Consider the following 24,315-nt stretch of genomic DNA (forward strand, 5'->3'; position numbering starts at 1 on the left):
ACTATCAAGGCGTATATAGAAAATCAAGGTTAGTTTCACTTAAGGTTTTTATATAGTTCCTAGCGGAACTAAAGCATTCATCCCAAACACTAAAGATATTTGGGATTTCTGCTTGGGTGGTTTTAAAAATATTGATCCCCAATTAGAAAAAGCCGCTCTGATGAATGGCGTTTTTATAAGCCCTTATAAAAAATCCACCCATTGCCAAAGAACGCATTTAGACAATAAGAGCTTGAAAGAAATCGCTTTGGATATGAACCCTAAATTAGAAAAGCAAAGCCCTTTTATTGATGCGGATAAAATGGCTATTCAATCTGCGGGGTTATTGAGAAAGAATAAAGGTGTCTTGATCGCTTTTGCTGCAGATATTTGCATGGAGCATAACGAACACAAAAAAGAAGAGTTTATCAGCCTTAAAGAGAGCTGCACCCAATCGCAAGCCAAAATCTATAACAACAAAGAGCGCTTTGACAAATTCATGCAAGATTACCAAAAAGACTTAAAAACTTGCCTTTTAGACACTTCTAACACTAAAGAAGAAATGGAGCAAAATGTTTCACAATGCCAAAAAGAGCAATTGAGAGACGATAACAAAGGCTTCACTTTAGAAGAGTTGGTTAAAAAATACGCTAAGTAAAGTTACTTAATTTTATGGATGGTTTTAAAAATCCATTTCATAGTTATTGTTAGGGTTTATAAGCTCATTAGTAGTTTTGTTAAAATCTTTGAGTGGTATTTTTTTGAGCGTGTTTGTGCTTTCTTGTGTGGTTTGTGCAATGGCTGTGATTTGATGGTTATTTTGCAAGTTTTCTAAAGCTATACTTGCTTTTTTTGATAAAGTTTTAAAACATTGCAACTCTTTCTGTAAAAAATTAAGCGATTTTTCACAGCGTTTGATGATTTTATCCCTTTGCCCTCTTTCATAAATGGGCAAATCATTTTCATTAGCTTGCGTTAAAAATTTCAAATCTTTTGATAGCTCCATCGCTCTAGTCTCTAAGAATTCTTTTCTTTTCTTAGCAAAACAATAATTTTCCTCTTCAAGTCTTTTTAAATGTCCTAAAAGATTGAGCCAAGCCTGTCTGTCTAACAAATTGTCTTGTGGGCTAGAATTTCTAACGTTATCATCTATCTTTTTTATTTCAAGCCGAGCAATACTAACAAGTAAAGCACTATCTTTAAAAAACTTAGCTACTAAAAACATATTACTTTTATCAGTCAAGCTTAAATTTTGATAATTCATATACCTAAAAAATTCAAAAGCTCTTTGTGAAATACTATGTCTATCGCTTTTAAAATCTAAAGCAATTTTTTCTAAATTTTTAACAATACTCTTACTTATGAAAACTTTGCTCATGCTTTTTAATTTAGTGTAAAGCTCAAAGCGTTTTTTTGAATGGGATAAATCAGTTTCTAAATCTTTGCTAAATTCTTCCTTTAAGGCTCTTAAATCTTTATAATCTTTTTCTAAATCTATAATCTTTTTTTGTGTGGCAAAAAGTTTTTTAATGGTATAAAAATAATCTTTTATTAAAGGGCTTTTACAGACAGCTAATTTTTGAATTTTTTTATAAGTGTTTTTAGAAGTTGGAGTTTCTTTATTGAGCCATTTTATTTCTTTAAGTTGCCTGTTAAGTTCTTTTTCATTTGTAGGGGGCGTGAAATTTTCTTTTTCCCAATGTGTTTTTTCTAATAGATTTTTTAGACTATCTAAATGATCAGATAAGGCATTTTCTCTTTTTTTCAAACTTTCTATTTGAAAAGTCGCACTGCCCAAAACTTTATAAAAATAGTTTTCATGCCTAAAACTCTTATTGTTTCTAGCTTGTGTTTCTAGCGTATCTAACTCTGTTTCTATACTTTTAATCGCCTTATGAATATTGGGCGTGTTAGAATATTGCAATTCGCCTTTTGAGTTAGCAAACAAATAATTTTTAAATGTTTCTCTCAGTGTGTGGTAAAACTCTTTACAGCTGTCTTTAGAATGAAAGCGTAGTTGCTTATTGGTAATTTTGTTAGTTTTGTTGATAATCACATGCGCATGCGGATTGTTTTGGTGTGCATGGAGTTTTATTATAAAAGGATAATCATAACCTAGCGTGTTAGTGAGTGTTTGATACACGCTTAATTCCAAAACTTTTAAATTTTTTTCATTACAATTTTCATCAATGCTAAACACTAAATGTAAAGTGCAATTTTTAATACGGCTATTCTTTTTTAATATTCTTTCAAATTGCTCATTCCATTGCTCTGCTATATCATCATAATCAACTGCACTAAAAAATTCATCTCTCACCAACTCGCCATGCTTAGCGATATAATCCATAGCCCTTTTTGAATGCAAGCGTGTCATGTTGCCTATATTCTTGATGACCACTTGTTTTTGCGGCTCTCTTAAACGCATAAATTCTTCTTGTGTGAGTTGGGTTAAATTTTTAGCAAACTTTTCTGCTTCTTCACAATAGCGTTTAGTATAAGTGTATTGTATCTTAAGCGTCTTTTTGGGCTTGATGATCTCATAATCAAAAAGCTCATCGCTTTCAAAATCTTTACTATAACTTTTTTCTAACGCCATTTTATTGTAATTTTATTCTCCCAAAAACTTTGCCGCTTGTTTTAATTTTTAGATCTTATTCTACATTATTATTCCCCCTTTTTAAAGTGCAGGATAACACTTCAATTCCGTAAAAATTGAAGTCAATTTGACCTTGCAGGTGGCTAAAACACGCACTTTTAAGATATTCTTAAATCAAACTTAATCAAAAAAAACTTATTTTAAAACTTTCAATTGATTCTTTTCAAACCAATTTTTTACAAGAATTTGGGCTATAATCTATCTTGACAAGAAAAAGGGGGAGATAAAAGGCGTTGAAATGGGTGCGATTTTTGATTGAGAGAAAGAATCAATGAAAATAACGCTAAAGGTTATGACAAGTTGCACTAAAATGAAAACAAGTTGCACTAACTATCATTTATTAAAAAGGAGTTCATTAAAAAGGAGTTCAATATGCCAAATATTATTACAGATTACTCGCAATACAATGAAAAGCAACTGCAACATTTTTTAAACTCCATTGAAAAACAATTGCTTAAGGCAGAAGGGGATAAAAATAAAGCGATAAAAAAAATCCAAGAGTGTGAATTGCAAGAACAAATGATCAGACAGGTTTTAGCCCAAAAACATTCTCAAGAAAAAGAACCCACACAAAGCCTGTTAAATACGATTAACTCAAAAGATGACCCAGAATACGATGTTTCGTTTGGAGACTTCAATGATTTTTTACAAATAGCAAGACAAGAAAGAGAAAGGCATGATACTTAAAGTCAGAACTAAGAAAGATTTTCTTAAAGACTTTAATAAGCATATCTTGTCTGGGCGTATTACAGAAAGCGATGTTACAAGCGTTGTTGATTGCCTAAAAGAACAAAAGCCACTCCAACAAAAATATTGTGACCACGCCTTGAGCGGCAATCTTAAAGGGTTGAGAGAATGCCATGTCAAGCCAAACTTGTTATTGATTTATGAAATCAAAAAACAAGAAAACGAACTTGTTTTATTGCGTCTAGACACTCATAGCGAGCTATTTAAAAAGTGATCAAACAATATACAAGAAAATTTATCCATACAACCATCCGTGCTAAATTTTAATTTAAATCGCGCTAACTTTAAAATAAAACATGCTAATTTCTAAAAATAAGTTGTGCTAAGCCACACTACAAAAATGTTAATCTTTATTTTAAATCTTACTCATGCAAGTTTGCACTATAAATCAGCGTATTCCTTTTAACAACAAGGATAAAAAGTTGCAGAAAGCGATTTTTAAAAAGCAATTAAAATATTCATACATCCTTTTTTAACTCATCAAACACTTCTTCATTGGGTTTGACTTCCCAGTTAATACGAGAGAGTAATTCTTTGTTTTTGAAATAATAATTCGCTTTTAATTTTAAGGGTTTGGCCTTATGACCGCTCACTAAAATGATCACTTCATCTTTATCAATATTCATGATGTCTTGCGCGCTCAATAAGTCCCACGCTTCTTTTCCTATACTAGAAGTCCCTCCAGTAATGAGCTGTCCTTTTTCTGTAGAGTGGCTTCGTGTTTTTCTAGTCATCTTGCCGATTTCTTCGCTCACTTGCTTAGCGTATTCTAAATCATCCATCTTGAAAATTACTTTATAAGCCACGGTGCTATTAACAATTCTTGCGTCTTCTCTACCATAATATTTTTCAATAAGAGCGTTGGATTGCGTGATAAAAATTAAAACCACACCATAGCTTCTGCTCAATGCGGGCATTTCTAACAAAAAAGGCAATTTACCAAAACGCACAAATTCATCTAAAAAGAGATAAACCCTTTCTTCAAATTTCTTACTCTCTTTCAATAAAAGATTTTTAGCAATACTTTCCAAAAGGATACGGATAAGCGGTGCGAGCGTGTCAATATCTGTTTGAGCGATCTTAATATAGAGTGAAATATTGTCAGTCCTTAAGTCCTCGTATTTAAAACTCATGCTGTCTGTAGCGCTTTTAACTTGATAGCTTGTAAAGACTTGCATAAAACGGCTATAAACTGATTTAATACTCGCAAACTCTTTGTCATTTGCTTTAGCCCATCTGTTCGCTTCGTTTCTAATAATGGGGTCTAACATACCCTCTTTCATTATAATATTGCCTTGATCGTCTTTTTCTAAATGATTCACAGAGCCATCATAATTTTTAGGATTTTCTGGGTCAGTATAGACTTGTTCGGCTACTTGTTTATACCATAGCAATTCCACATTGACATTAGGTTTCATTTTTTTAACGCCATTTTCTACTTTAGCCATATAACGCCCATTCTCTTTAACAAAACCACTATCGCTACTTTGACATTCATATAATTCAGTATAAAATCGGCTTTGTGGATTGATTAGAGGGACATAATTTTTTATAGGAGCGCTTGCAATTTCAAAAAAGGTACTGGTGTTATGCACGCACAAATCATAAAGAGCGTAAAAGACAAATAAATTTTTAGCTTGTTGTGTCCAATGGGGGTCTTTATTTGCCCCATCTTCAGCAAAAATAGTATTGCCCACTTCATCTACAAGCCTTCGCTTTCTGTTAAAATCTAATTTTTCTACGATGCGTTTGTCAAACGGATTGAATTTAAGCGTGTTATCATTTCCTAAGGGATCAAATACAAAAATTTTATTTTTTAGAACTTGTTGTCTGTAACCAGCTGTCAAATCAAATAACTCCCCTTTAATATCTAACACCACACAAGAGCTAGGCACGCTTAAAAGATTAGGAACAGCCACAGCTGCGGTTTTACCACTTCCAGGAGGAGCGATGATTAAAGTAGAAAGCGGAGCATCATAATAAGTAGGCTTAAGCGAATTTAAACCTTTATATAGCCCCACACAAAAACCTTTGTCAAAATTTAAAGTCATAGGATAACTTTTAGAAGACCCTAGCGTAAAGACATCTTTGCAAGCCTTAGGAAGCATTTTAGTGTAATAGTCTTTTTGAATGCTATTAAGCTTATGGAATAAATTGCTAGTTTTATCTTTAAATTTATCTTTTAATGTTTTGGACTTTTCTCTCATTTAAAATAATCCTTTTAGATATTTCATAAATGGCGTTAGTTTTACACTTAAAAATCCCCTAAATACAAAGATTAAGACACAAATCACTACTAAAAAGGATAAGATCGTAAAGAAAACCTTAGGTCTTTTCTTGGCAAATTGATAAACTTCATAAAATATACACCCTGTAAAAATAGGCAATAGCTTAAAAACATCTAAATCTTTTTGTGTTTTTTCTATATTCTCATTAACGCTTTTAGTTTCATCGTTTGGTTTCACTTCATTGATAGCATCTATTTTATTCTTAATGCCTTCGTAAGCTTGAAACAAATAAGACGAAGTAGGGAATTTACCTTGAGAAACATTAACAGCTTTTTCTTTGATTTCTTGTTCATAAAAAAGAAAAAAACCCACTAACACAATCACAATAATTAATCCAATTTTTACGATCTTATGCTCCAAGAGTAAAAGAAGTTTTTTCATTTCTTGTTTTCTTTATCCCCTTTAATAGGGTTCGCTTGATTTTGTTTTTTGGTGTTATTTAACCCCTTTTGATGCTTCTCTAAACCATCAGTGGTTTTTAGTCTTTCAATATAAGGGATAGGCACGCAATACTGGGTTTTGATGGTGTGTTTTTTGAGCTTGTTTTTCAAATCTTTTTGCAAAGGCTTAGGAGCTTTTATGATGTTTTTAACCTCTTCTAAAGTTTTAACTTCTTCTTCATTTAAGGCTCGGCATTCTTTGCTTGGAGTTTGGTTTTTGATTTGAGTTAACAACTCCGTTACGCTAATGGCATTTTTAGGTTGAGGCGTAGTGTCTTCAATCAAATGCATGTTGTTTCGTTTGGCTTTCATGGCTTCATCTTGCTCTAAAAGCCTTTTTAAAAGCATGAAGTCCTTAGACTTTTGGTATTTGCGCTTGTCTCTTCTCACGCACACGTATTCCTTACCGCTCCTTAAAGTCCATTTTTTAGAAACGTCTTCAGCAATAATGTAATTCCCTACCACACGGCTATTGATAGGATTATCATACCCATCTACAACCTTATAGGTGTAAGGAAATTTTGAAAAGGCTTGATCCCTGTCATATCTAAAATAAGTGTATTTGCCATCATCAAAGACATCTAGCGCCTTTATATCAAGCGCGTCATCACTGGGTTTTTTATAGAGCCACAAACTCCACCAGGTGCGTTTGTGTTTGGGGTTTTGCAAATAACCACGATTGATTTTAGCTTTTTCAATGAAAATGTGATTGACTTCATCTCCAATTCTTATAAACTTGCCATCATCAATTTCCTTGCTCTCATAATTGATTTTTCTGTAGTCAAGCTTGTGCTTATCTTGTTTATTAAAGTTATCTGTTTCTGTTTTAGCCAATTGTTCTTGCTCCCTTTTTTCTAACTCGCTCTTAGACAAAATATTGAGCTTGCCAATAGATCTTTTATTAGAAACAAACACTGAAAAATAGCTTTGAAACTTGCTGGTGTAAGTGGTACTAAACAAGTAAAAGGTATAAATTGTGCCGCTCGCTCCGACTACGGTTAGGTTCGTATCCACCCCTATAAGTAACGGCTTGATCACTAGCATGTTAGACAAATCGTAATGATCATTAGTAGGATAAGTGAGTTCAAAACCGCTAGGATCTCCTAAACTCACATAGATAATAGGATCATTATCAAAAATAAAAGTAGTGGTCATCGCATAGCGCAAGCGGATTTTATTGGTGTTGCCTGCCACATATAAGACATTGAAATTATTGTCTTGCAATTTTCTATTTTTAGAAAAATACACGCTCTGTAGGGCCTTTAAATCCATAAGCTGTTTGGCTTTTTCTTTGTTTTCTTGTTCTTTGAAACTTTCTAAACTATCAGATTTTGCTAGGATAAGATTGTTGTTTTCTTTGCCATGTTCAAAAGAATTTGTAAGATCAGTTTCATTTGTGTTGTTCCTAAAAATATCCTCTTCAGCGCTAAGTAAAGCGCAATACAAAAATAGCGATAGAGTAAATTTTTCCATTATTGTTCCTTAACATCTTTATACTGGCTCATGTGAGGGTCTTTTTTCTCGGTATGGATAATCCTAGATTTCACACCATCATCTTTGACTTTATTTTTCTCATCTAAATCTTTTAAAATCGCAATTTCAGTCACATCATAACCTGTAACAATAAAGCCTGTAGGGTTTAAGGGAACAGATTTTGTATCAATTTCAATAGGTTCAAATTCAAAGGTCATAATTATTCTATAACGCTTTAAGCTTTCTAACTTTTCTTTATTAAAAAGTTGTGCGGATATTTCAATATTGGCTTGGGTTTTACTGATTAAAGCGATATTGATAATGCTAATTTTTCGTGTTAGATTTACATTAGTGTAAATGCTATGTTCATAAGAAACAAGTTTTTCAAAAAAATCCCATACTTCAAATGCGCTTTGCAACCTAATGGTTTCGTGAGCTATTTCGTTTTGCTCTTTTATACTTGAAATATTTTCTCTATTATTGACATAAGATGCTACCAATTGTCTCACGAGCGCTTGATTGGCACGAATGCTCTTGTCTGCTCTTTGGACTATGGCAAAATTTTGTGTAGCGTTTGAAAAGGTTACCCAATAAGGCACTTTTTCTTTTAAGGGCAATAAGCATACAATAATAATGGCTTCTATAAGAGCTAGAGCAAAAAAGAACACCGCACTGCTAAAAATCCAATCGCCAATTTTACGCTCTGCTTGAAAAAGCGCATCAGCTTCTTTGACTCCATCAAACAGCATAGTGCTTTGTAATAAATCACGCTTTTTTAAGCCAACTTTTTTTAAAAATCCATTGAGTCTTCTTTCTCTTTGTGTCTTTTGTTGCTCTTTGGCTTTAGATTTGACTTGTTCTTCAAGCTCTTCTTCGTTTATTGCTTTAGTCTTAACATATTTTTCCCAATCATCGCCATATTTTTCTTTTAATCTTTCTTCTAAAACCTTAGGCAACCCCCACGCACTCATGCAAACTTTTTCCATTTTATGCCTTAAAGCCTTTTTGAATATTTTCTAAGTTCGCGCAAGGGCTTTTATACATTTCATATTGTTTATTGGAACAACCCATAAGAATAATTATTACATAGCAAATAGATACAAGTTTTAATACCATCACTTATCCTTTTTAGGCATTTTTTGACTATGTTCTTCTATAAACTTCATGCACGCAAACTTGTCTTTTTTTATCATATCAGAAGCTTTTATTTGAAGAGTTTTTCTATAGTTTCTACAAAATTAAGCTGTTTTTCAGTGGGAGGTATCATTTCTTTTTTTGCAGCAGAAGCGTTGTTATTGCTATTATTTCTATATAAGTTAGAAATTTCTGTGCCTAATTTCTTTTGGATATTTTGCATTAAATCAAGATAAGCGCTTTTACCATCTTTTATAATCACATCTAGCATTTCTTCTAATTTTTTTGTAAAACTATCATCCACTTTAGAAATAGCAATCCATTGCGTTTGGCTATCATTTAAGAAGAAATCAACGATGCTTTTACCCAAAGCTGTGGGTGTGATTTTTCTATTTTTGCCCTCTAATGTGATGTAATTTTTGTTTTTCAAGGTCTCAAATATACTTGTATAAGTGCTAGGTCTTCCTATGCCATAGGTTTCCATCATTGCAATAAAAGTGCTTTCAGTATAAGGGCTAGGAGCTTTAGCTTTTATTTCTTTGATATTGAAATCTAAAATAGGCATTTGAGTTTTTAATTGCAAGCTTGAAAAATCAAGATCGCTTTCAATCTCTTCTTCATCTTTCTTTTCTTCTTCTAAGTCTTTAATCGCTTTAAAGCCTTTAGATTTGAGTTGGCTAAAACTGCATTTAAAGCTGTGCGTTTTTACCTTAAAGTTTAAAGTTGTGTTTTCATAAATAGCGTTTTTACTTTGAGAACAAATGGTGTTAAAAAAGATAAGCGTATAGACTTTTAAATCATCAATATCTGTAATATTGTGTTCCTCACACACTTTTTTAAGATCTTCATAGCAGTGAGGGCGTGTAATTCTTATAGCCTCATGCGCTTCAGCTTGTGAATTTTTACCAGCCTTATATTCTCTGTATTCATACACGCTAGGATAAATACTTTCAAAAAACTCTTCATGCTTTTGCAAATATTCTTTGCTTAATGATTCGCTATCGGTGCGAATATAAGTAATCAATCCAACTTCAAAAAGTTTTTGGGCGTGTTCTTGGATTTGCTTAACTCCCATCCCTAAAATTCTAGCCCCATCTTTTAAAAGATTAGAAGTGGTGAAAGGTTTAGGTGGAGCTTTTTCTTTATCTTTTTGCTCTATTGCGTCTAAAAAAGCTAATGGGTTAAGATTGTTTTTTAAGTCATTTAAAAAATTTTGGGCTAATTCTTTAGTCTCAAACACTTTCCTTTTATCCTCTTCTACTAAAGTAATAGAGATTTGAGAACCTAGCGCATCAATAATAGCTTCTATGCTATAACTTAATTTCTCATCATTATTCTTTTGTTCAAAGTCTTGGATTTTTTTGTCTAATTCTACTAAAATGGAAAGAGCAGGGGTTTGAACCCTACCAGCACTCACTTCAAAATTCTTAATATTTTTGCGCAAATAAGGCGTTAAAGTAAAGCCTATAAATTGATCGCTTACAATCCTACCTAGCCAGCTATAATAGAGATTGAGATTGCTTTGAGAAAATAGCACAGCATTGTTCAAGCCTTTTTCCACACCGCTTTTTGTGATTTCATGAAACTCCGTGCGATAAATTGTTTTAGCTATATTTTTGATTTTTTCATAAAATTTATAACCTATGCCATAACCTTCTCTATCAGGGTCAGTAGCAATATAGACCACTTTGTCTTTACATTGATTGATCATGTGGTTGATATGAGTGGATCTATCTTTTTTCTTATCCGTGCTTTTTTTGATTTCAAAAATAGGGTTAAATTCTTTATTCACTTCAATATTGACTAACTCAACAAAATGCCCACCAGTTGCAAAAACAAATGAACTTCCTGTTAATTCTTTGATTTTAGTGATTTTATTAGGACTTTCTATGATAAATATGCAGTTTTTATACATATTGAACTTTCTCGCTTTCTTTTTTCATTTTAGTTTTTAAATACTCTTCCTTGTAAGTTTCTTGGTTTGTTTTTTTAAGATCATTGAGGATTTTTCTATTACCAGCATTGCTATCAAGGATATAAAGTAGTTCTTGCAAATCTTTTTTTAAATCAATTTCAATAAAAGCTGAAGCGTTTGTAACGATATTTTTCACTAGTACTTGTCTGGCTCTCATATCCGTGTTGTGCAAGAAATTGATTTCACTATCGCTTAATGGGACGCCACATTCTATTAGTTCATCAGTATCTTTTGTGGGGTAGATAATCACTTGAGAAAGGTTGCCTATCAAACTCTTTGCTTTATCAATGCCTAATTCTTTGACTTGAGATATTTTTTGAAACGCCATGCAAAGTGTTCCGTTGATTTTTCTAGCTTGAGCGAGCGCGTTAGTGATATAGGCAAACATTATAGGATGCATAATGTAGTCTTTAGTTTCATCAATGAATAGAAAAAAAGGTTTGTTGTGTTCTTTTGCTTCAAAAAACAATTTGTGGAACAAATACATAGCAATTAGCCCCATAAGTTTTTTATCATTAGCAAAAGCATCCATATTGATCACGCTTAAAGGGCTTTTAGAAAAATCCAAACAATCTTGAAAATTTTTAAAATAGATTTTTTCCCCTTGTGATTTTAAAATCTCATTAAAATCTTGTTCGCTAGATCCTAAATTTTTGGCAATTTCTAATAAGTTGATTTGATTTTTCTGGTCGCCCATATAATTATAAGTATCTCTAATAACCTTATCTATAGACTGAGAAGCCTTATTATCTTGTTGGTTATCGCTATCAATGTTAAGCATGAATTTAATCCAGTTTGCCAGAAATTGCCTATTTTCTTCTGAGTCTTTTAAACTAAAAGGATTGATATAAAAACCACCATCTGTATTAGCAGTATTGTATTGACCTTCAAAAAAGTCAGTCATAATTTCTAATCCATTCATTCTGTCAAGAGCTACCACGCTCATATCGTATTTAGTCAGTAAATTGGCGATTAAAAAACTAATAAAAGTAGATTTACCACTTCCTGTGCTACCAATTATCATGGTATGCCCTACAACATTATCATTTTTATCTTTACCCTGTTTAGCTTGAAAATTGAAAAAGTGAGCCGATCCATTTTGATTTTTAAACACGCTAACAGGACAATCCCCCCAGCTATTTTCTTTAAAGCCTTCTTGGTATTTTTCAAACATAATCAAACTAGCAATATTTTGACTAGTTTGAGGTCTTAGGCGTGAATTTAAAAAATTTCTTTCAGGAAAAAATGAAAAAAATATAGGACGCATGTTAATGCTTTCTAAAACCGCTGAAAAGCCTTCTTTCTTCAAAGTGTTATATACAATAATTGATTTTTCATCTAATTCTTTTTTGGAATTAGCAAAAACCATAATTGATAAACTAACCTTTTGTATTTGCGCCCTGTCAGTAGAAACCATTTGTTCTAAATCGTCTATATTTTGATAGCTAATGTTTTTAGAGCGTTTTTTACGCTCTCTAATGAAAAACAAAGCTCTTTCTTTATCCATAGTTTCTATAGTAAGAAAAATATCTAAGCTAAATTTTTCACATAAAAGATTAGATAAAGCCAAAGAAGTGATATTATCCACATCATAAGCTTTCACAGCAATAAAACGCTTAAAAGTCTCTATTCCGTTAAAGTCGTGTATAAAGTGGTCTTTTTTAAAATACAAATGAGACTGGATATTACCATCGCTTAATCGTCCTTGTTTGTATTTAAAATCACAATAATGACCATTACAATATTCGGCATATAAATTCAATAAAGCGTCTGAACTTAAAAATTTAGGCTCAAAGTCTGTTAATACAGAACTCATCTTATTTAAAATTTCAGATAGAAGAGTTGCTTTATCTTGCAATTCTTTATTTTCTATTGCATTCTTTTTCACTTTATATGAGTTTTTAGGATTATCTTTTAATGGCTCTTCTTCATCATTGTTTTTATATTTATCAGTAGTCATTTTAGCTTTCCACTTTTCTAAAAGCCCTTTTATATTGACACTTTTTGTTTCAATAATTAAATAGTAGGTTGTGATATAAAATTCTTTATTTTTTTCATAGGCATTAACAATTTTTTTAGCGTACTTGCTCACACCATCTTTGTTGTAAATGGTTTGAGTTTTTACATCTCTTCGTTTAGCAACAATTCTTAGCGTAACACCATCTATCAATTCATTCAAAGCTTGTGTTCTGTATAAAAATCGTGTAGCCACCTCTTCTTTGTCAAAATTTGAATAAGTTATTCCACATAAAGATATTGCTCCTACTAATTTTCCTTTATGCGTTAACACAAACTTTTCATCAAATTTCCCATTGATATTGTTTTCTTGAACTAAAGAATATTGGCTAGGAATACAAAAATTTAAAAAATTAAAAATAAGTCTTTTAAAACCCTCTAAACCAAGAAACATTTTTAAAACCCTTTAAGCATAATATTCTTTAGTGTCATTTTTTAGCGTTAGGTTTGCCAAGATAATGTTTGTAATATCTTCATCAAAAAATTCTAATATGTAAAACATTGTTACCAATGCTACCAATAGCACCACGCCATACAATAAAGACCACACAAATAAGAAAGAAGCGCTCAAAAAAGAAATTATCCAACTATTCATATTAAGCTTTAAAAACTTCTCTTTTTTAGATATTTCTCTAACATTGATGGTCTCTACATAATTTAAAATCATTCACCCAACTCCAAATAATTTAGTGGCAATAGTTTGGGCGTTTGCAATAGCAATAGTGGCTAAAATTATTCCTATACATTTCCACGCAATTTCTCCTAACCTGTCTAGGTTTTTAACTACATAAATACCCACACAAATCACAATAATTGCACCTATTGCTTTCATAAAAGGACCGCTAGTAAAATTGATGATTGTTTGTAACGCATTAGACTGCCACACGCCAGTGCCATTTGCCAACAATAAATTGGGTATAGCTAACAGCATAAAATACAAAGCTCTTTCTTTGAAATTTTTACATTTCATAATCTACTCCTTGAATTGGTTTTTCATTTTCTTTTGTGTCGTTTTGTGAGATTGTTTGTTCTTGTGGTTTCAATAAGGCTAAGCACTCATTTTTAAGAGCTTCTAATTTTTCTTTTTTCTCACCATCAAAAAACAAAGATTGTTTCTCTATTCTTTCTAAAAAGTTTTTTATCATTTCATTATTGATATGATCATTACCGATCAAATTGGCTAGTTTTAAGTCATCGTTACAATCCTTAGAATATGGGATAAAAACATTAGGCATATTTCCTGTATGCTTATAAATGATTTCTTCACTAATCTGTGTATAGACTTGTCCATTTTTATCATTGTCATAGGCTAAAACAATATTTAAAGACAAATCAGGTTTATTCACAGGCTCAGGCTCTGTGGTTTGAATTTGCGTATTCTGTGTAAATAAATTACTCATTGCTTGTTGTTTTAAATGGGTTAAATCCATAATGCGTCCTTTTAAAATAATAGGCGTTGCGTCATTAGGACTTTTATAATACGCCCTTGATTGATCCACAGAAACTTTTTTATCTATGTAGTCATAAATACCCAAAGCCTTAGCGCAAAGATTGTTAAAGGCACTAAAATCATTGTTACAATTAAAATCTTGACCTATAGGTTGTTGTGTAGGGATAATGATTCTAAATCTTTCAGCAATATGTCCGTGCTTTTCTTTATTATGGTTTCTTGATGGGATAATAAGCGTTTCTATGCCATGCTTTTTAAAGAGACTTTTAGTTTCTTCTAGGCTAATATTAGGCTTATCTTTGTCATTATCTATATCAAAAATAAGCAAGTTAGAAAAGCCTTTGGTGTTATGGGTGTTTCTATAGTTATTCTTATAAATCGCGCTTGAATAATGGTAGTTTGTAATCACCCTAACTAATTCATCTAAACTTTTCACACTTTCATTGACCCAATCTTTAGCTGGCATAAAATCTGTGCTACTAGGATATTTAGCCCTTGAAAAATGGATAGTTAAATTATCTCTAGTGATGCTAGTTTTATTTTCAGTTCTCGTTTGAGCACCTTTATACAATTCAAAGCTCTGAGCCTTTTTAAGATAGTCAGCGTATTCTTTGCTTTTAGATTGCTCAATATCGCTCAATAATTTTTCTAAAAAAGCGTCCAATTTCTCAGCATTAAATTGCCCGTTACAGCTTAATAGAATACTTTCATAAGCATTGAGCTTTCTTAGTTGCAAATAACTCATGCTATCAATAATGCTTTCACTCAAAACAATATTTTTAATCGGCTTTAAATCCTTAGGGGCAAGCATTTCTATACCTTTTTCCCCCTTATTTAAGGCATTGATAGGTCTGCTTAATACTTGATTATTTAAGCTAGTCATAGGATTTTCTAAGCGTCTAGTGTAAGAAATGATTTTATTAGAATGGCTATTTTTAGAATATAAGAAGTTAGGTACACACATGTTGTTATGCTTGTCTTTTTTTAAAGAGTGGTTATAGGCTAAAAAGAGATTACCCTTAAGCTTTCTTTTTTCTAACATTTTGGAATTAGTTAAATCATAAAGCTCAAATTGATTGAATTTATCAATAATTTTTTGTTGCTCTTTAGATTTATCCGCTTCTTTATTGGCTAGTCTAAGAGTATTTTCTTTTATGGTGTTATCATTTACGCTTAAGCCTTGCGTAAAACCTATTAAGTCTAAATTTCTGTTCTTACAAAAATTGATAATATTACCGCTATCAGCTTTATTGTCGCAGTTTAAATAAAACCATTGAAAATTAGCGTTTTGTCTTACAAGAATCTTTTCATTGTCGCTGCTATAAACTTTCCAAATTTTAGTGCTTTTTTGTGTGTTAAATCTATAGCCATTTTTTTCTAGAAGGCTATCTAGTGGTAAGTATAAAGCGTTCTTTACATAAGCCATAATCTAAGCCTTTATGCGCATACTCTTAAATCTTTAGATTTAACGCTCAATCTATTAAAAGCTCTTTGTAAATTTTTCAATACAATAGCTTTTTGATAAGGGCATTTGTTACTGGGGAGTGCTTTTTTGCTCAAGCTTTTATAATTAAGCGTAAAAATTGTCTGTGTGTCATTTAGAGGATTAAAACTAAAAAGCAAGTTGTTAAATTGTCTGAATTTACTAAAAACGATCTCTTTAAGCTCGCAAATTTGGTTATTAATTCTATACTTCACGCTTTTTAGCCTTTGTGCGTTCTTTTGTAAAAAGTTAATAATTCTTAAAAAAAAAGGGGAAGAGAGAGTGTTTTTATTGAATTTACTCCCTTGAAACTCCTTATTTTTTGTGAAGTCTTTTAAATAGACATACACATAGCCTGGCTTATTTTTTACCGCTTCAATTAACCCTTGAGCTTCTAAATCATTGATTGCGTTTCTTAAAGACCTATCTACACACTGATGCACTTGTGTGTAATAGTGCCTACTTAATGCAATTTTATTGCTTTTTGAACTTAGTGCAAGCTCACAAAGCTCCCTATAAAGCCTTCTAGCCCCAACCCCACCAAATAAAGTGCTATAAAACCTATCTTCAACAACTTTTCTAAAGATTTCTACATTAACATTTGGATAGTTTTGGAAATAAAATTGTTGTGTCTTTTTGGAAAATTTAACATTGTCTAAAAACATTTCTTGGCACTCTTTAGAATTTAAGTGCAGTTTAGGGATTTTAAAAAACTTCATAAACTTCCTTTAAAAAGAAGCTTAGATAAGAGTTCTATAAATAATTACATTCTCTAAAGAATGAAAGCCAATAATGGAAGAAGAAAAAAAAGAAAATGAAGCCCTTTCACAGATAGATTTAAAGCGAGCGGTTAGGGAAGCTTATGAGGATACTTTAGCCACGCAAGGCGAGATCGCCGCTAAATTCAACATCAGCCGACAAACGCTTAACAAGTGGGCCAATCAAGGCGAATGGACGAGTAGGAAAATTTTCAATGAAATAAGAGCGATGTATGAAACGCTAGGCATGAGCATAAGAGAACTAGCGAAAAAATACAAAATGAACGAAAATTATTTAAGGTACATTAAAACACGCCAAACCTGGATGAAAAGAAGGATCACGAAGGACTTAGAAGAAAAAGAAATTAAAGAGATTTTAGGCGATAAATTGACCGAAAAAAACATGGATTTGTTTTTAGACACGAAAAAAGAAGAAGTTAAAGAAGTGTTAAAACAAAGCTTAGATCACTTGAACTTAGATCCGATCGTTTTAGAAGCGATCACAGAAACCACGAGCGACGAACTCTTATTGAAAGCGATGAATACCGCTTATATCAAAAAACAGATCTTATTTTGTGCGGTGGTGGCTAGAGGTGAGCTGATTAAGATGATTAAGCGATCGAGCTTGACCAATAACGAAAAGGATAGCGCTAACATTATCGTAGCGGCTGAAAAGGTTTCTAAACTTTTCATTGATGCGGGCGTTAGTTTGTTTGGCAAAGATCAGATCCAGGTTGTAGAAAGCCATCAAAACACTAATTTAGCGCAAATGAACATGAGCGATTTATTAGCGTTAGCTAATGGTAGCGATGATAGCGATAGCGTGGGCGGTGTGGGTAGCATTAACGAAGATAATAGCGCGGGATAGTTTGTTAGCGTTTTGCCTTTATCGTGGGCGGTGTGGGTAGCGTTTTGCCTTTATCGTGGGCGATTTTAGGAAGTGAAGCCCCATGCGGTGTTTTTGTGTTGGGTTTAGCGGTGTTTTCAAAAGCCACGCCACAGCCCAAATAATAAGCACCCCTATTTTCTTAATAATGTTTTAGGGGTTTATTTTTTTATTAGTTGCTTGTGTGGTGTGGCGGTCTTGCGGTGTGTGTGGTGTGTTAATAATGTTTTTAAATTTTAATTAGTGTTTTTAAATTTATTAAACAATTTAAAAAGAAATCTTGTTTTTGTGTGTGTTTTTAATGTGTGTTACATTTTTTAAATGTTTTCAATATTTTTAAAATGTTTAAAAATTCAAGTATATTTTAAAAAGATACTATAAGAAACACAAAACCACGCTATAATGTGCATTAGTCCTTATTCGTGGAGCTTAAAAGCACTTGACAAATGAAGCAAAAAATAACTATACTAAAATCGTTATTTTTAAAAATGTTATTTGAGACAGACAAAAAGCTAAAAACTTAAAAAAGACAGATGCGAGTTTTTGGGGCTTGGGCGTGTTTTTTGGTGGTGGTGTAGTTATAGCTTATTTCATTCTTTAAGACTTAAAAAACCCTTTAGCTTTTTGCAACAAACTCGTTTTTTGCTGTTTCCTGAAATTCGTTCTTAAATGGGCTAAGAAATGGTGCCACTCATGGATTTCCATAGCAGGGATCGCTCCGGCAAAATTGGTATTAGGGGGCAAGTCTTTACCCACCGCGCTTTTACCCCCAATTTGAGTGAATTCACCCACATGCAAATGCCCTCCAATGCCCACTTGACCGCCAAAAACCACATTACGGCCGGTGGTTGTAGAGCCGCTCAAGCCCACTTGAGAAACGACGATGCTGTGTTCGCCTAAAACGCAATTATGCCCGATTTGAACCAGGTTATCAATCTTAACGCCCTCTTTAATCAAAGTCTCGCCAAACACCGCCCTATCAATCGCCGTGTTAGCCCCAATTTCCACATTTTTTTGAATCCTAACAATCCCCACATGCTCAATTTTGACATGCTCTCCTAAAGCGGTGTGCGCATAACCAAAGCCATCGCCTCCGATCACACTGCCTGCATGGATAGTAACATTGTCTTCTAAAATCGTGTTTTGATACAAAATGACACGAGGATACAAAACGCAATTTTTACCGATTTTGACCCCATCAGCGATCACCACGCCCGGATAAATCAAAGAGTTTTCGCCAATTTCCACGCCCTCTCCAATCACAACATTAGGCATGATTGTTACTTTTTCAAAATGTTTAGGCTCAATCACGCTTTCTGGGTTTTTAAAAAAAGGGATTTTAAAGGCATGCGAAGCTTTAGCAAAAGCTAAATGCGGGTTATCCACGACTAAAGCTTGCATGCGTTTTGGCACTTTAGAAGATTCTTTTTTACGGATAAACACCGCTCCGGCTTTGGAATCTTTTAAAAGTTTAAGGTAACGCACTTGGTCAATATAGCTAATATCATTAGGCGTAGCCTTATTTAATTCCGCTAAAGCATGCACTTCAAAATCGTTTGAAAATTCCGTTTCAATAGAATAGGCGCTCAACAATTCGCTTAATTTCATCAATACCCCTTATTGTTCTGCAAATCCCACAACAGCGTAGCTTTATTATCTTTTTCTTCCACAGCCCCCATGCCCATCACATGATAGCCAGCATCCACAAAATGCACTTCCCCACTCACCCCATTAGACAAGCTAGAGAGCAGATACATCCCGGCATTGCCCACTTCTTCTAAACTCACATTTTTCCTTAAAGGGGCGTTGATTTCATTCCATTTTAAAATCATCCTAAAATCAGCGATCCCGCTAGAAGCGAGCGTCCTGATAGGCCCGGCCGATAGGGCATTCACCCTTATATGATGCTTGCCTAAATCCACCGCTAAATAACGCACCGCGCTCTCTAGGGCTGCTTTAGCCAACCCCATCACATTGTAATGCGCCATGTATTTGGTGCTGCCCAAATAGCTTAAAGTTAAAACAGACGCCCCGTTATTCAATAAGGGTTTTAGGGTGTTTGTCAGCTCTATTAAAGAATAAACAGAAATTTCCATAGCGGTGTTAAACGCGCTTTTAGAAGTTTCCAATAAGCTCCCCTCTAAAGCCTCTTTAGGGGCAAAGGCCACGCTATGAACGATAAAATCCAATGAGCCTAAATCCTTTTTAACGCTATTATATAGCGACTTGAAATGCTCTTCTTTGCTCACATCCAATTCATACACATAGGGGCTATTCAATTCCTGCGCTATAGGCCTCACGCGCTTTTCTAAGCTCTCACTCAAATAAGTGAAAGCCAAAGTAGCTCCTTGATTGAAGCAAGATTGAGCGATCCCATAAGCGATGGATTTATTGTTTGCCACCCCTACAATAAGCCCTTTTTTACCTTTTAAAAATCCCATGATTTTCCTTTATAAAAATGAAATGATTGTTTTAAAATTTTCTAATTCCAAAGACGCACTTCCGATCAATAAGCCATCCACGCTATCAATCCCTAAAATTTCTTTAGCGTTTTGCGCATTCACGCTCCCCCCATACAATAAGGGCGTTTTTTGGCTTAAGATTTGCTTTAAAAAACCATGCGTGAGGTAAATATCTTCTAAAGACGCGCTTTTTTTGGTGCCAATCGCCCAAATAGGCTCATAAGCCACAATCAAATTGGAATAATTAAGATCAATAGTTTCTAATTGCTCGCTTAAAAATTCCTTTACAGCTTTAAAACCCTTTTCTCTGGTCGTTAAATCTTCGCCAATACAATAGACAATTTTAAAATTTTTACCTTTAAAAAAATCAAACTTTTCTTTCAAAAAGCTAGGGCTTTCCTTTAAAAGCGCTCGCCTCTCGCTATGCCCTATTAAAAGCGTGTGGATTTTCAATTCTTCTAAATGCTTGGAAGTGATTTCACCAGTAAAAGCCCCACAATCTCTAGGGTAAGCGTTTTGCGCTCCTAAAGTGAAATGCAAAAACGAATTAGGCAATAACCCCAAAAAATCAGGGAATACAAACACCCTATCAAAATGCTGCGGCTTTAAAGTTTTTTCTAATTCTTTTAAATACGCATGGCTTTTAAAAACAGGCATAGCGGATTTGAAATTAGCCATGGCAATTTTTGTCATTGAATGATCCTTATTCTATTAGGTGGTAACTATCCCTTATTATACCTAATAGCATTCAAAAATGTAAATTTTAAACAATAGCCCCCTGAAATTGAATTTTTTCTCAATTTAGGTTTTGTTTATAAGAAAAATTATTTCAAATGTAGTAAAATTAAGGCAGTGTTTTTGCGTCAAGCGATTTTAGGTTAATTTTGAGTTTTTAGGAGCAGTTTCTATGCAACAAGAAGAGATTATAGAGGGTTATTATGGCGCTAGTAAAGGGCTTAAAAAGAGCGGTATTTACGCTAAGCTGGATTTTTTACAGAGCGCTACAGGCTTGATTTTAGCGCTCTTTATGATAGCGCACATGTTTTTGGTCTCTAGTATCTTAATTAGCGATGAAGCCATGTATAAAGTGGCGAAATTTTTTGAAGGGAGCCTGTTTTTGAAAGCGGGCGAGCCGGCTATTGTGAGCGTGGTTGCAGCAGGGGTTATTCTTATTTTGGTCGCGCATGCTTTTTTAGCCTTGAGAAAATTCCCTATCAATTACAGGCAATACAAGGTTTTTAAAACCCATAAGCATTTGATGAAGCATGGCGATACGAGTTTGTGGTTTATCCAAGCTTTAACCGGGTTTGCGATGTTTTTCTTAGCGAGTATCCACCTGTTTGTCATGCTCACAGAGCCTGAAAGCATCGGGCCTCATGGCTCAAGCTATCGTTTTGTAACGCAAAACTTTTGGCTTTTGTATATTTTCTTATTGTTTGCCGTAGAATTGCATGGCTCTATCGGGTTGTATCGCTTAGCGATCAAATGGGGGTGGTTTAAGAACGTGAGCATTCAAGGCTTGAGGAAGATCAAATGGGCGATGAGCGTGTTTTTTATTGTTTTAGGGCTTTGCACCTATGGGGCTTACATTAAAAAAGGTTTAGAAAATAAGGACAATGGCATTAAAACCATGCAAGAAGCCATAGAAGCTGATGGGAAATTCCACAAAGAATAAGGGTAGAAAATGAAAATAACATATTGTGATGCGCTAATTATTGGAGGCGGATTGGCTGGGTTAAGGGCTAGTATCGCATGCAAACAAAAGGGTTTAAACACCATCGTTTTAAGCCTAGTGCCTGTCAGGCGTTCGCACTCGGCAGCCGCTCAAGGGGGCATGCAAGCGAGCCTTGCGAACGCTAAAAAAAGCGAGGGCGATAATGAAGATTTGCACTTTTTAGACACGGTTAAAGGGAGCGATTGGGGGTGCGATCAGCAAGTGGCTAGGATGTTTGTAACCACTGCCCCTAAAGCCATTAGGGAATTGGCCAGTTGGGGGGTGCCTTGGACTAGGATTAAAAAGGGCGATAGGCCTGCGGTCGTCAATGGTGAGCATGTAACTATCACTGAAAGAGACGACAGGCATGGTTATATCTTAAGCCGTGATTTTGGCGGCACTAAAAAATGGCGCACATGCTTTACGGCTGATGCTACAGGGCATACCATGCTCTATGCGGTCGCTAACGAAGCCTTACACCACAAAGTGGATATTCAAGACAGAAAGGACATGCTCGCTTTCATTCATCATGATAATAAATGTTATGGGGCGGTGGTAAGGGATTTGATCACAGGCGAAATTTCAGCGTATGTTTCTAAAGGCACGCTTTTAGCTACCGGAGGTTATGGGCGCGTGTATAAACACACCACTAACGCCGTGATTTGCGACGGAGCCGGGGCGGCGAGCGCTTTAGAAACCGGCGTGGCTAAATTAGGCAACATGGAAGCGGTGCAATTCCACCCTACCGCTTTAGTGCCAAGCGGGATTTTAATGACTGAAGGTTGTAGGGGCGATGGCGGCGTTTTAAGAGACAAGTTTGGCAGACGCTTCATGCCCGCTTATGAGCCGGAGAAAAAAGAGCTTGCGAGTAGGGATGTGGTCTCAAGGCGGATTTTAGAGCATATCCAAAAAGGCTATGGAGCCAAATCGCCTTATGGGGATCATGTGTGGCTGGATATTGCTATTTTAGGGCGTAACCATGTGGAAAAAAACTTAAGGGATGTGCGCGATATAGCCATGACTTTTGCGGGCATTGATCCGGCTGATAGCGAAGAGCAAACCAAAGACAACATGCAAGGAATGCCCGCAAATGAGCCTGAATACGGGCAAGCGATGGCTAAGCAAAAAGGCTGGATCCCCATAAAGCCCATGCAACACTATTCTATGGGTGGGGTTAGGACAAACCCTAAAGGCGAAACCCATTTAAAAGGCTTGTTTTGCGCAGGTGAAGCGGCATGTTGGGATTTGCATGGGTTTAACCGCTTGGGGGGAAATTCTGTGAGTGAAGCGGTGGTCGCTGGCATGATCATAGGGGATTATTTCGCGTCGCATTGTTTGGAAGCGCAAATTGAAATCAACACGCAAAAGGTTGAAGCTTTCATTAAAGAAAGCCAGGATTACATGCACTTTTTATTGCATAATGAAGGCAAGGAAGACGTGTATGAAATTAGAGAGCGCATGAAAGAAGTCATGGATGAAAAAGTGGGCGTTTTTAGGGAAGGCAAAAGGCTAGAAGAAGCCCTTAAAGAATTGCAAGAGCTTTATGCGCGCTCCAAAAACATTTGCGTGAAAAACAAGGTTTTACACAATAACCCTGAATTAGAAGACGCTTACCGCACGAAAAAAATGCTCAAACTCGCGCTTTGTATCACTCAAGGAGCGTTACTGCGCACCGAAAGCAGAGGGGCTCACACAAGGATTGATTACCCTAAAAGAGATGATGAAAAATGGCTTAATCGGACTTTAGCGAGCTGGCCTAACGCTGAGCAAGACATGCCCACGATTGAATACGAAGAATTAGATGTGATGAAAATGGAAATCAGCCCTGATTTTAGGGGCTATGGCAAAAAGGGTAATTTCATCCCCCACCCCAAAAAAGAAGAGCGCGACGCTGAGATTTTAAAAACGATTTTAGAATTAGAAAAGCTCGGAAAAGACAGGATAGAAGTCCAACACGCGCTCATGCCTTTTGAATTGCAAGAAAAATACAAAGCCAGGAACATGCGTTTAGAAGATGAAGAAGTCAGGGCTAGGGGGGAACATTTGTATTCTTTCAATGTCCATGATTTATTAGACCAACACAACGCTAATCTAAAAGGAGAACACCATGAGTGATAATGAACGAACGATTGTAGTTAGAGTGTTAAAATTTGACCCTCAAAGTGCGGTGAGTAAGCCGCATTTTAAAGAGTATCAATTGAAAGAAACGCCATCCATGACGCTCTTTATCGCTTTAAACCTCATTAGAGAGCATCAAGATCCGGATTTGAGCTTTGATTTTGTGTGCCGTGCTGGGATTTGCGGCTCTTGCGCGATGATGGTTAATGGGAGACCGAGATTGGCTTGTAAAACCCTAACTTCTAGCTTTGAAAGCGGGGTGATTACGCTCATGCCCATGCCCAGTTTTACGCTCATTAAAGATTTGAGCGTGAATACCGGCGATTGGTTTAGCGATATGACTAAAAGGGTGGAAAGCTGGGCGCATTCTAAAGAAGAAGTGGATATTACTAAGCCGGAAAAAAGGATTGAGCCTGATGAAGCCCAAGAAGTCTTTGAACTAGACAGGTGCATTGAATGCGGGTGCTGTATCGCTTCTTGTGGGACCAAACTCATGCGCCCTAATTTCATTGGAGCTGCTGGCATGAACAGAGCCATGCGTTTCATGATTGACAGCCACGATGAAAGAAGCGATGACGATTTTTATGAATTAGTTGGCGATGATGATGGCGTTTTTGGGTGCATGAGCTTGATCGCTTGCCATGACACTTGCCCTAAAGAATTACCCTTGCAAAGCAGTATCGCTACTTTGCGTAACCGAATGTTGAAAGTGGGTAAAAGCCGCTAATTTCTTTGG

At 34.9% G+C, this 24,315-nt stretch carries 18 protein-coding genes and 4 pseudogenes; 7 read left to right on the forward strand and 15 right to left on the reverse strand.

Features of this window, described 5'->3' with window-relative positions; translation table 11 throughout:
• Window positions 1-124: 124 nt before the first annotated feature.
• Window positions 125-637 (forward strand): annotated as a pseudogene (locus H7O61_RS06920) (hypothetical protein); the annotation flags it as partial.
• 24 nt (window positions 638-661) lie between these two features.
• Here H7O61_RS06920 and H7O61_RS06925 read toward each other — a convergent pair.
• Window positions 662-2,575, reverse strand: coding sequence for a relaxase/mobilization nuclease domain-containing protein (locus H7O61_RS06925; protein ID WP_079358227.1), 1,914 nt, complete (start codon window positions 2,573-2,575; stop codon window positions 662-664).
• Window positions 2,576-3,007: 432 nt separating this feature from the next.
• Between H7O61_RS06925 and H7O61_RS06930 the strand changes: the two genes are divergently transcribed.
• On the forward strand, window positions 3,008-3,322 hold the full coding sequence (locus tag H7O61_RS06930) for a hypothetical protein (protein ID WP_001929231.1): 315 nt from the start codon (window positions 3,008-3,010) through the stop codon (window positions 3,320-3,322).
• Window positions 3,315-3,596 (forward strand): type II toxin-antitoxin system RelE/ParE family toxin, encoded by a 282-nt coding sequence (locus H7O61_RS06935; RefSeq protein ID WP_000921941.1) that lies wholly within the window; start codon window positions 3,315-3,317, stop codon window positions 3,594-3,596. Before H7O61_RS06930 ends, H7O61_RS06935 begins: the two co-directional genes overlap by 8 nt.
• Window positions 3,597-3,840: 244 nt before the next feature.
• Here the strand turns inward: H7O61_RS06935 and H7O61_RS06940 are convergent, their stop codons facing one another.
• The 11 genes and pseudogenes from H7O61_RS06940 to H7O61_RS06990 all read right to left on the reverse strand — a co-directional run bounded on the left by H7O61_RS06940 (window position 3,841) and on the right by H7O61_RS06990 (window position 16,360).
• Complete coding sequence (locus H7O61_RS06940; protein ID WP_165549937.1) at window positions 3,841-5,589, reverse strand: type IV secretory system conjugative DNA transfer family protein; 1,749 nt, start codon at window positions 5,587-5,589, stop codon at window positions 3,841-3,843.
• A pseudogene (locus tag H7O61_RS06945) lies at window positions 5,590-5,778 on the reverse strand (hypothetical protein); the annotation flags it as partial. It abuts the gene before it with no gap.
• Window positions 5,767-6,051: pseudogene (locus H7O61_RS06950) on the reverse strand (DNA type IV secretion system protein ComB10); the annotation flags it as partial. The pseudogenes H7O61_RS06950 and H7O61_RS06945, both read right to left, overlap by 12 nt.
• Window positions 6,048-7,583 (reverse strand): TrbG/VirB9 family P-type conjugative transfer protein, encoded by a 1,536-nt coding sequence (locus tag H7O61_RS06955; protein ID WP_187875538.1) that lies wholly within the window; start codon window positions 7,581-7,583, stop codon window positions 6,048-6,050. The gene H7O61_RS06955 and the pseudogene H7O61_RS06950, both read right to left, overlap by 4 nt.
• Entirely contained in the window at window positions 7,583-8,569 is a 987-nt protein-coding gene (locus H7O61_RS06960) for a VirB8/TrbF family protein (RefSeq protein WP_187875539.1), read from the reverse strand. The genes H7O61_RS06955 and H7O61_RS06960 overlap by 1 nt, the downstream gene beginning before the upstream one ends.
• A gap of 129 nt (window positions 8,570-8,698) precedes the next feature.
• Window positions 8,699-10,632, reverse strand: a pseudogene (locus H7O61_RS06965) (type IA DNA topoisomerase).
• The gene (locus H7O61_RS06970) at window positions 10,625-13,102 is read right to left on the reverse strand and encodes a VirB4 family type IV secretion/conjugal transfer ATPase (protein WP_187875541.1); all 2,478 of its coding nucleotides are present in this window, start codon (window positions 13,100-13,102) and stop codon (window positions 10,625-10,627) included. The pseudogene H7O61_RS06965 and the gene H7O61_RS06970 overlap by 8 nt, the downstream one beginning before the upstream one ends.
• Window positions 13,103-13,114: 12 nt before the next feature.
• On the reverse strand, window positions 13,115-13,375 hold the full coding sequence (locus H7O61_RS06975) for a hypothetical protein (RefSeq protein ID WP_000602757.1): 261 nt from the start codon (window positions 13,373-13,375) through the stop codon (window positions 13,115-13,117).
• The gene (locus H7O61_RS06980; protein WP_000649847.1) at window positions 13,376-13,678 is read right to left on the reverse strand and encodes a TrbC/VirB2 family protein; all 303 of its coding nucleotides are present in this window, start codon (window positions 13,676-13,678) and stop codon (window positions 13,376-13,378) included.
• On the reverse strand, window positions 13,668-15,584 hold the full coding sequence (locus H7O61_RS06985) for a toprim domain-containing protein (protein ID WP_079295605.1): 1,917 nt from the start codon (window positions 15,582-15,584) through the stop codon (window positions 13,668-13,670). Before H7O61_RS06985 ends, H7O61_RS06980 begins: the two co-directional genes overlap by 11 nt.
• Window positions 15,585-15,595: 11 nt before the next feature.
• Window positions 15,596-16,360 (reverse strand): hypothetical protein, encoded by a 765-nt coding sequence (locus H7O61_RS06990; protein ID WP_001929209.1) that lies wholly within the window; start codon window positions 16,358-16,360, stop codon window positions 15,596-15,598.
• Window positions 16,361-16,433: 73 nt separating this feature from the next.
• Here H7O61_RS06990 and H7O61_RS06995 point away from each other — a divergent pair, with 73 nt between their 5' ends.
• A complete protein-coding gene (locus H7O61_RS06995) occupies window positions 16,434-17,267 on the forward strand; it encodes a DNA-binding protein (protein WP_187875542.1) in 834 nt (277 codons plus the stop codon).
• 615 nt (window positions 17,268-17,882) lie between these two features.
• On the opposite strand, the gene lpxD is transcribed toward H7O61_RS06995, so the two are convergent.
• From lpxD to H7O61_RS07010, 3 genes are read right to left on the reverse strand one after another with little or no spacing between them, the layout of a single operon-like run.
• Window positions 17,883-18,893, reverse strand: coding sequence for a UDP-3-O-(3-hydroxymyristoyl)glucosamine N-acyltransferase (gene lpxD / locus H7O61_RS07000; RefSeq protein WP_000777138.1), 1,011 nt, complete (start codon window positions 18,891-18,893; stop codon window positions 17,883-17,885).
• Window positions 18,893-19,726: an enoyl-ACP reductase FabI gene (fabI, locus tag H7O61_RS07005; protein ID WP_187875543.1), complete on the reverse strand. Its 834-nt coding sequence runs from the start codon at window positions 19,724-19,726 to the stop codon at window positions 18,893-18,895. The genes lpxD and fabI overlap by 1 nt, the downstream gene beginning before the upstream one ends.
• A gap of 9 nt (window positions 19,727-19,735) precedes the next feature.
• Entirely contained in the window at window positions 19,736-20,440 is a 705-nt protein-coding gene (locus H7O61_RS07010; RefSeq protein ID WP_079339482.1) for a triose-phosphate isomerase, read from the reverse strand.
• Between the two features lie 214 nt (window positions 20,441-20,654).
• Here H7O61_RS07010 and H7O61_RS07015 point away from each other — a divergent pair, with 214 nt between their 5' ends.
• From H7O61_RS07015 to H7O61_RS07025, 3 genes are read left to right on the forward strand one after another with little or no spacing between them, the layout of a single operon-like run.
• Window positions 20,655-21,422, forward strand: a complete 768-nt coding sequence (locus H7O61_RS07015; RefSeq protein WP_001183641.1) for a fumarate reductase cytochrome b subunit — start codon at window positions 20,655-20,657, stop codon at window positions 21,420-21,422.
• A gap of 9 nt (window positions 21,423-21,431) precedes the next feature.
• Entirely contained in the window at window positions 21,432-23,576 is a 2,145-nt protein-coding gene (locus H7O61_RS07020; protein WP_187875544.1) for a fumarate reductase flavoprotein subunit, read from the forward strand.
• Window positions 23,569-24,306: a fumarate reductase iron-sulfur subunit gene (locus tag H7O61_RS07025; RefSeq protein ID WP_001282441.1), complete on the forward strand. Its 738-nt coding sequence runs from the start codon at window positions 23,569-23,571 to the stop codon at window positions 24,304-24,306. The genes H7O61_RS07020 and H7O61_RS07025 overlap by 8 nt, the downstream gene beginning before the upstream one ends.
• Window positions 24,307-24,315 lie beyond the last annotated feature (9 nt).

The sequence above is a fragment of the Helicobacter pylori genome (assembly GCF_014496965.1).
Lineage (GTDB): Bacteria > Campylobacterota > Campylobacteria > Campylobacterales > Helicobacteraceae > Helicobacter > Helicobacter pylori_CZ.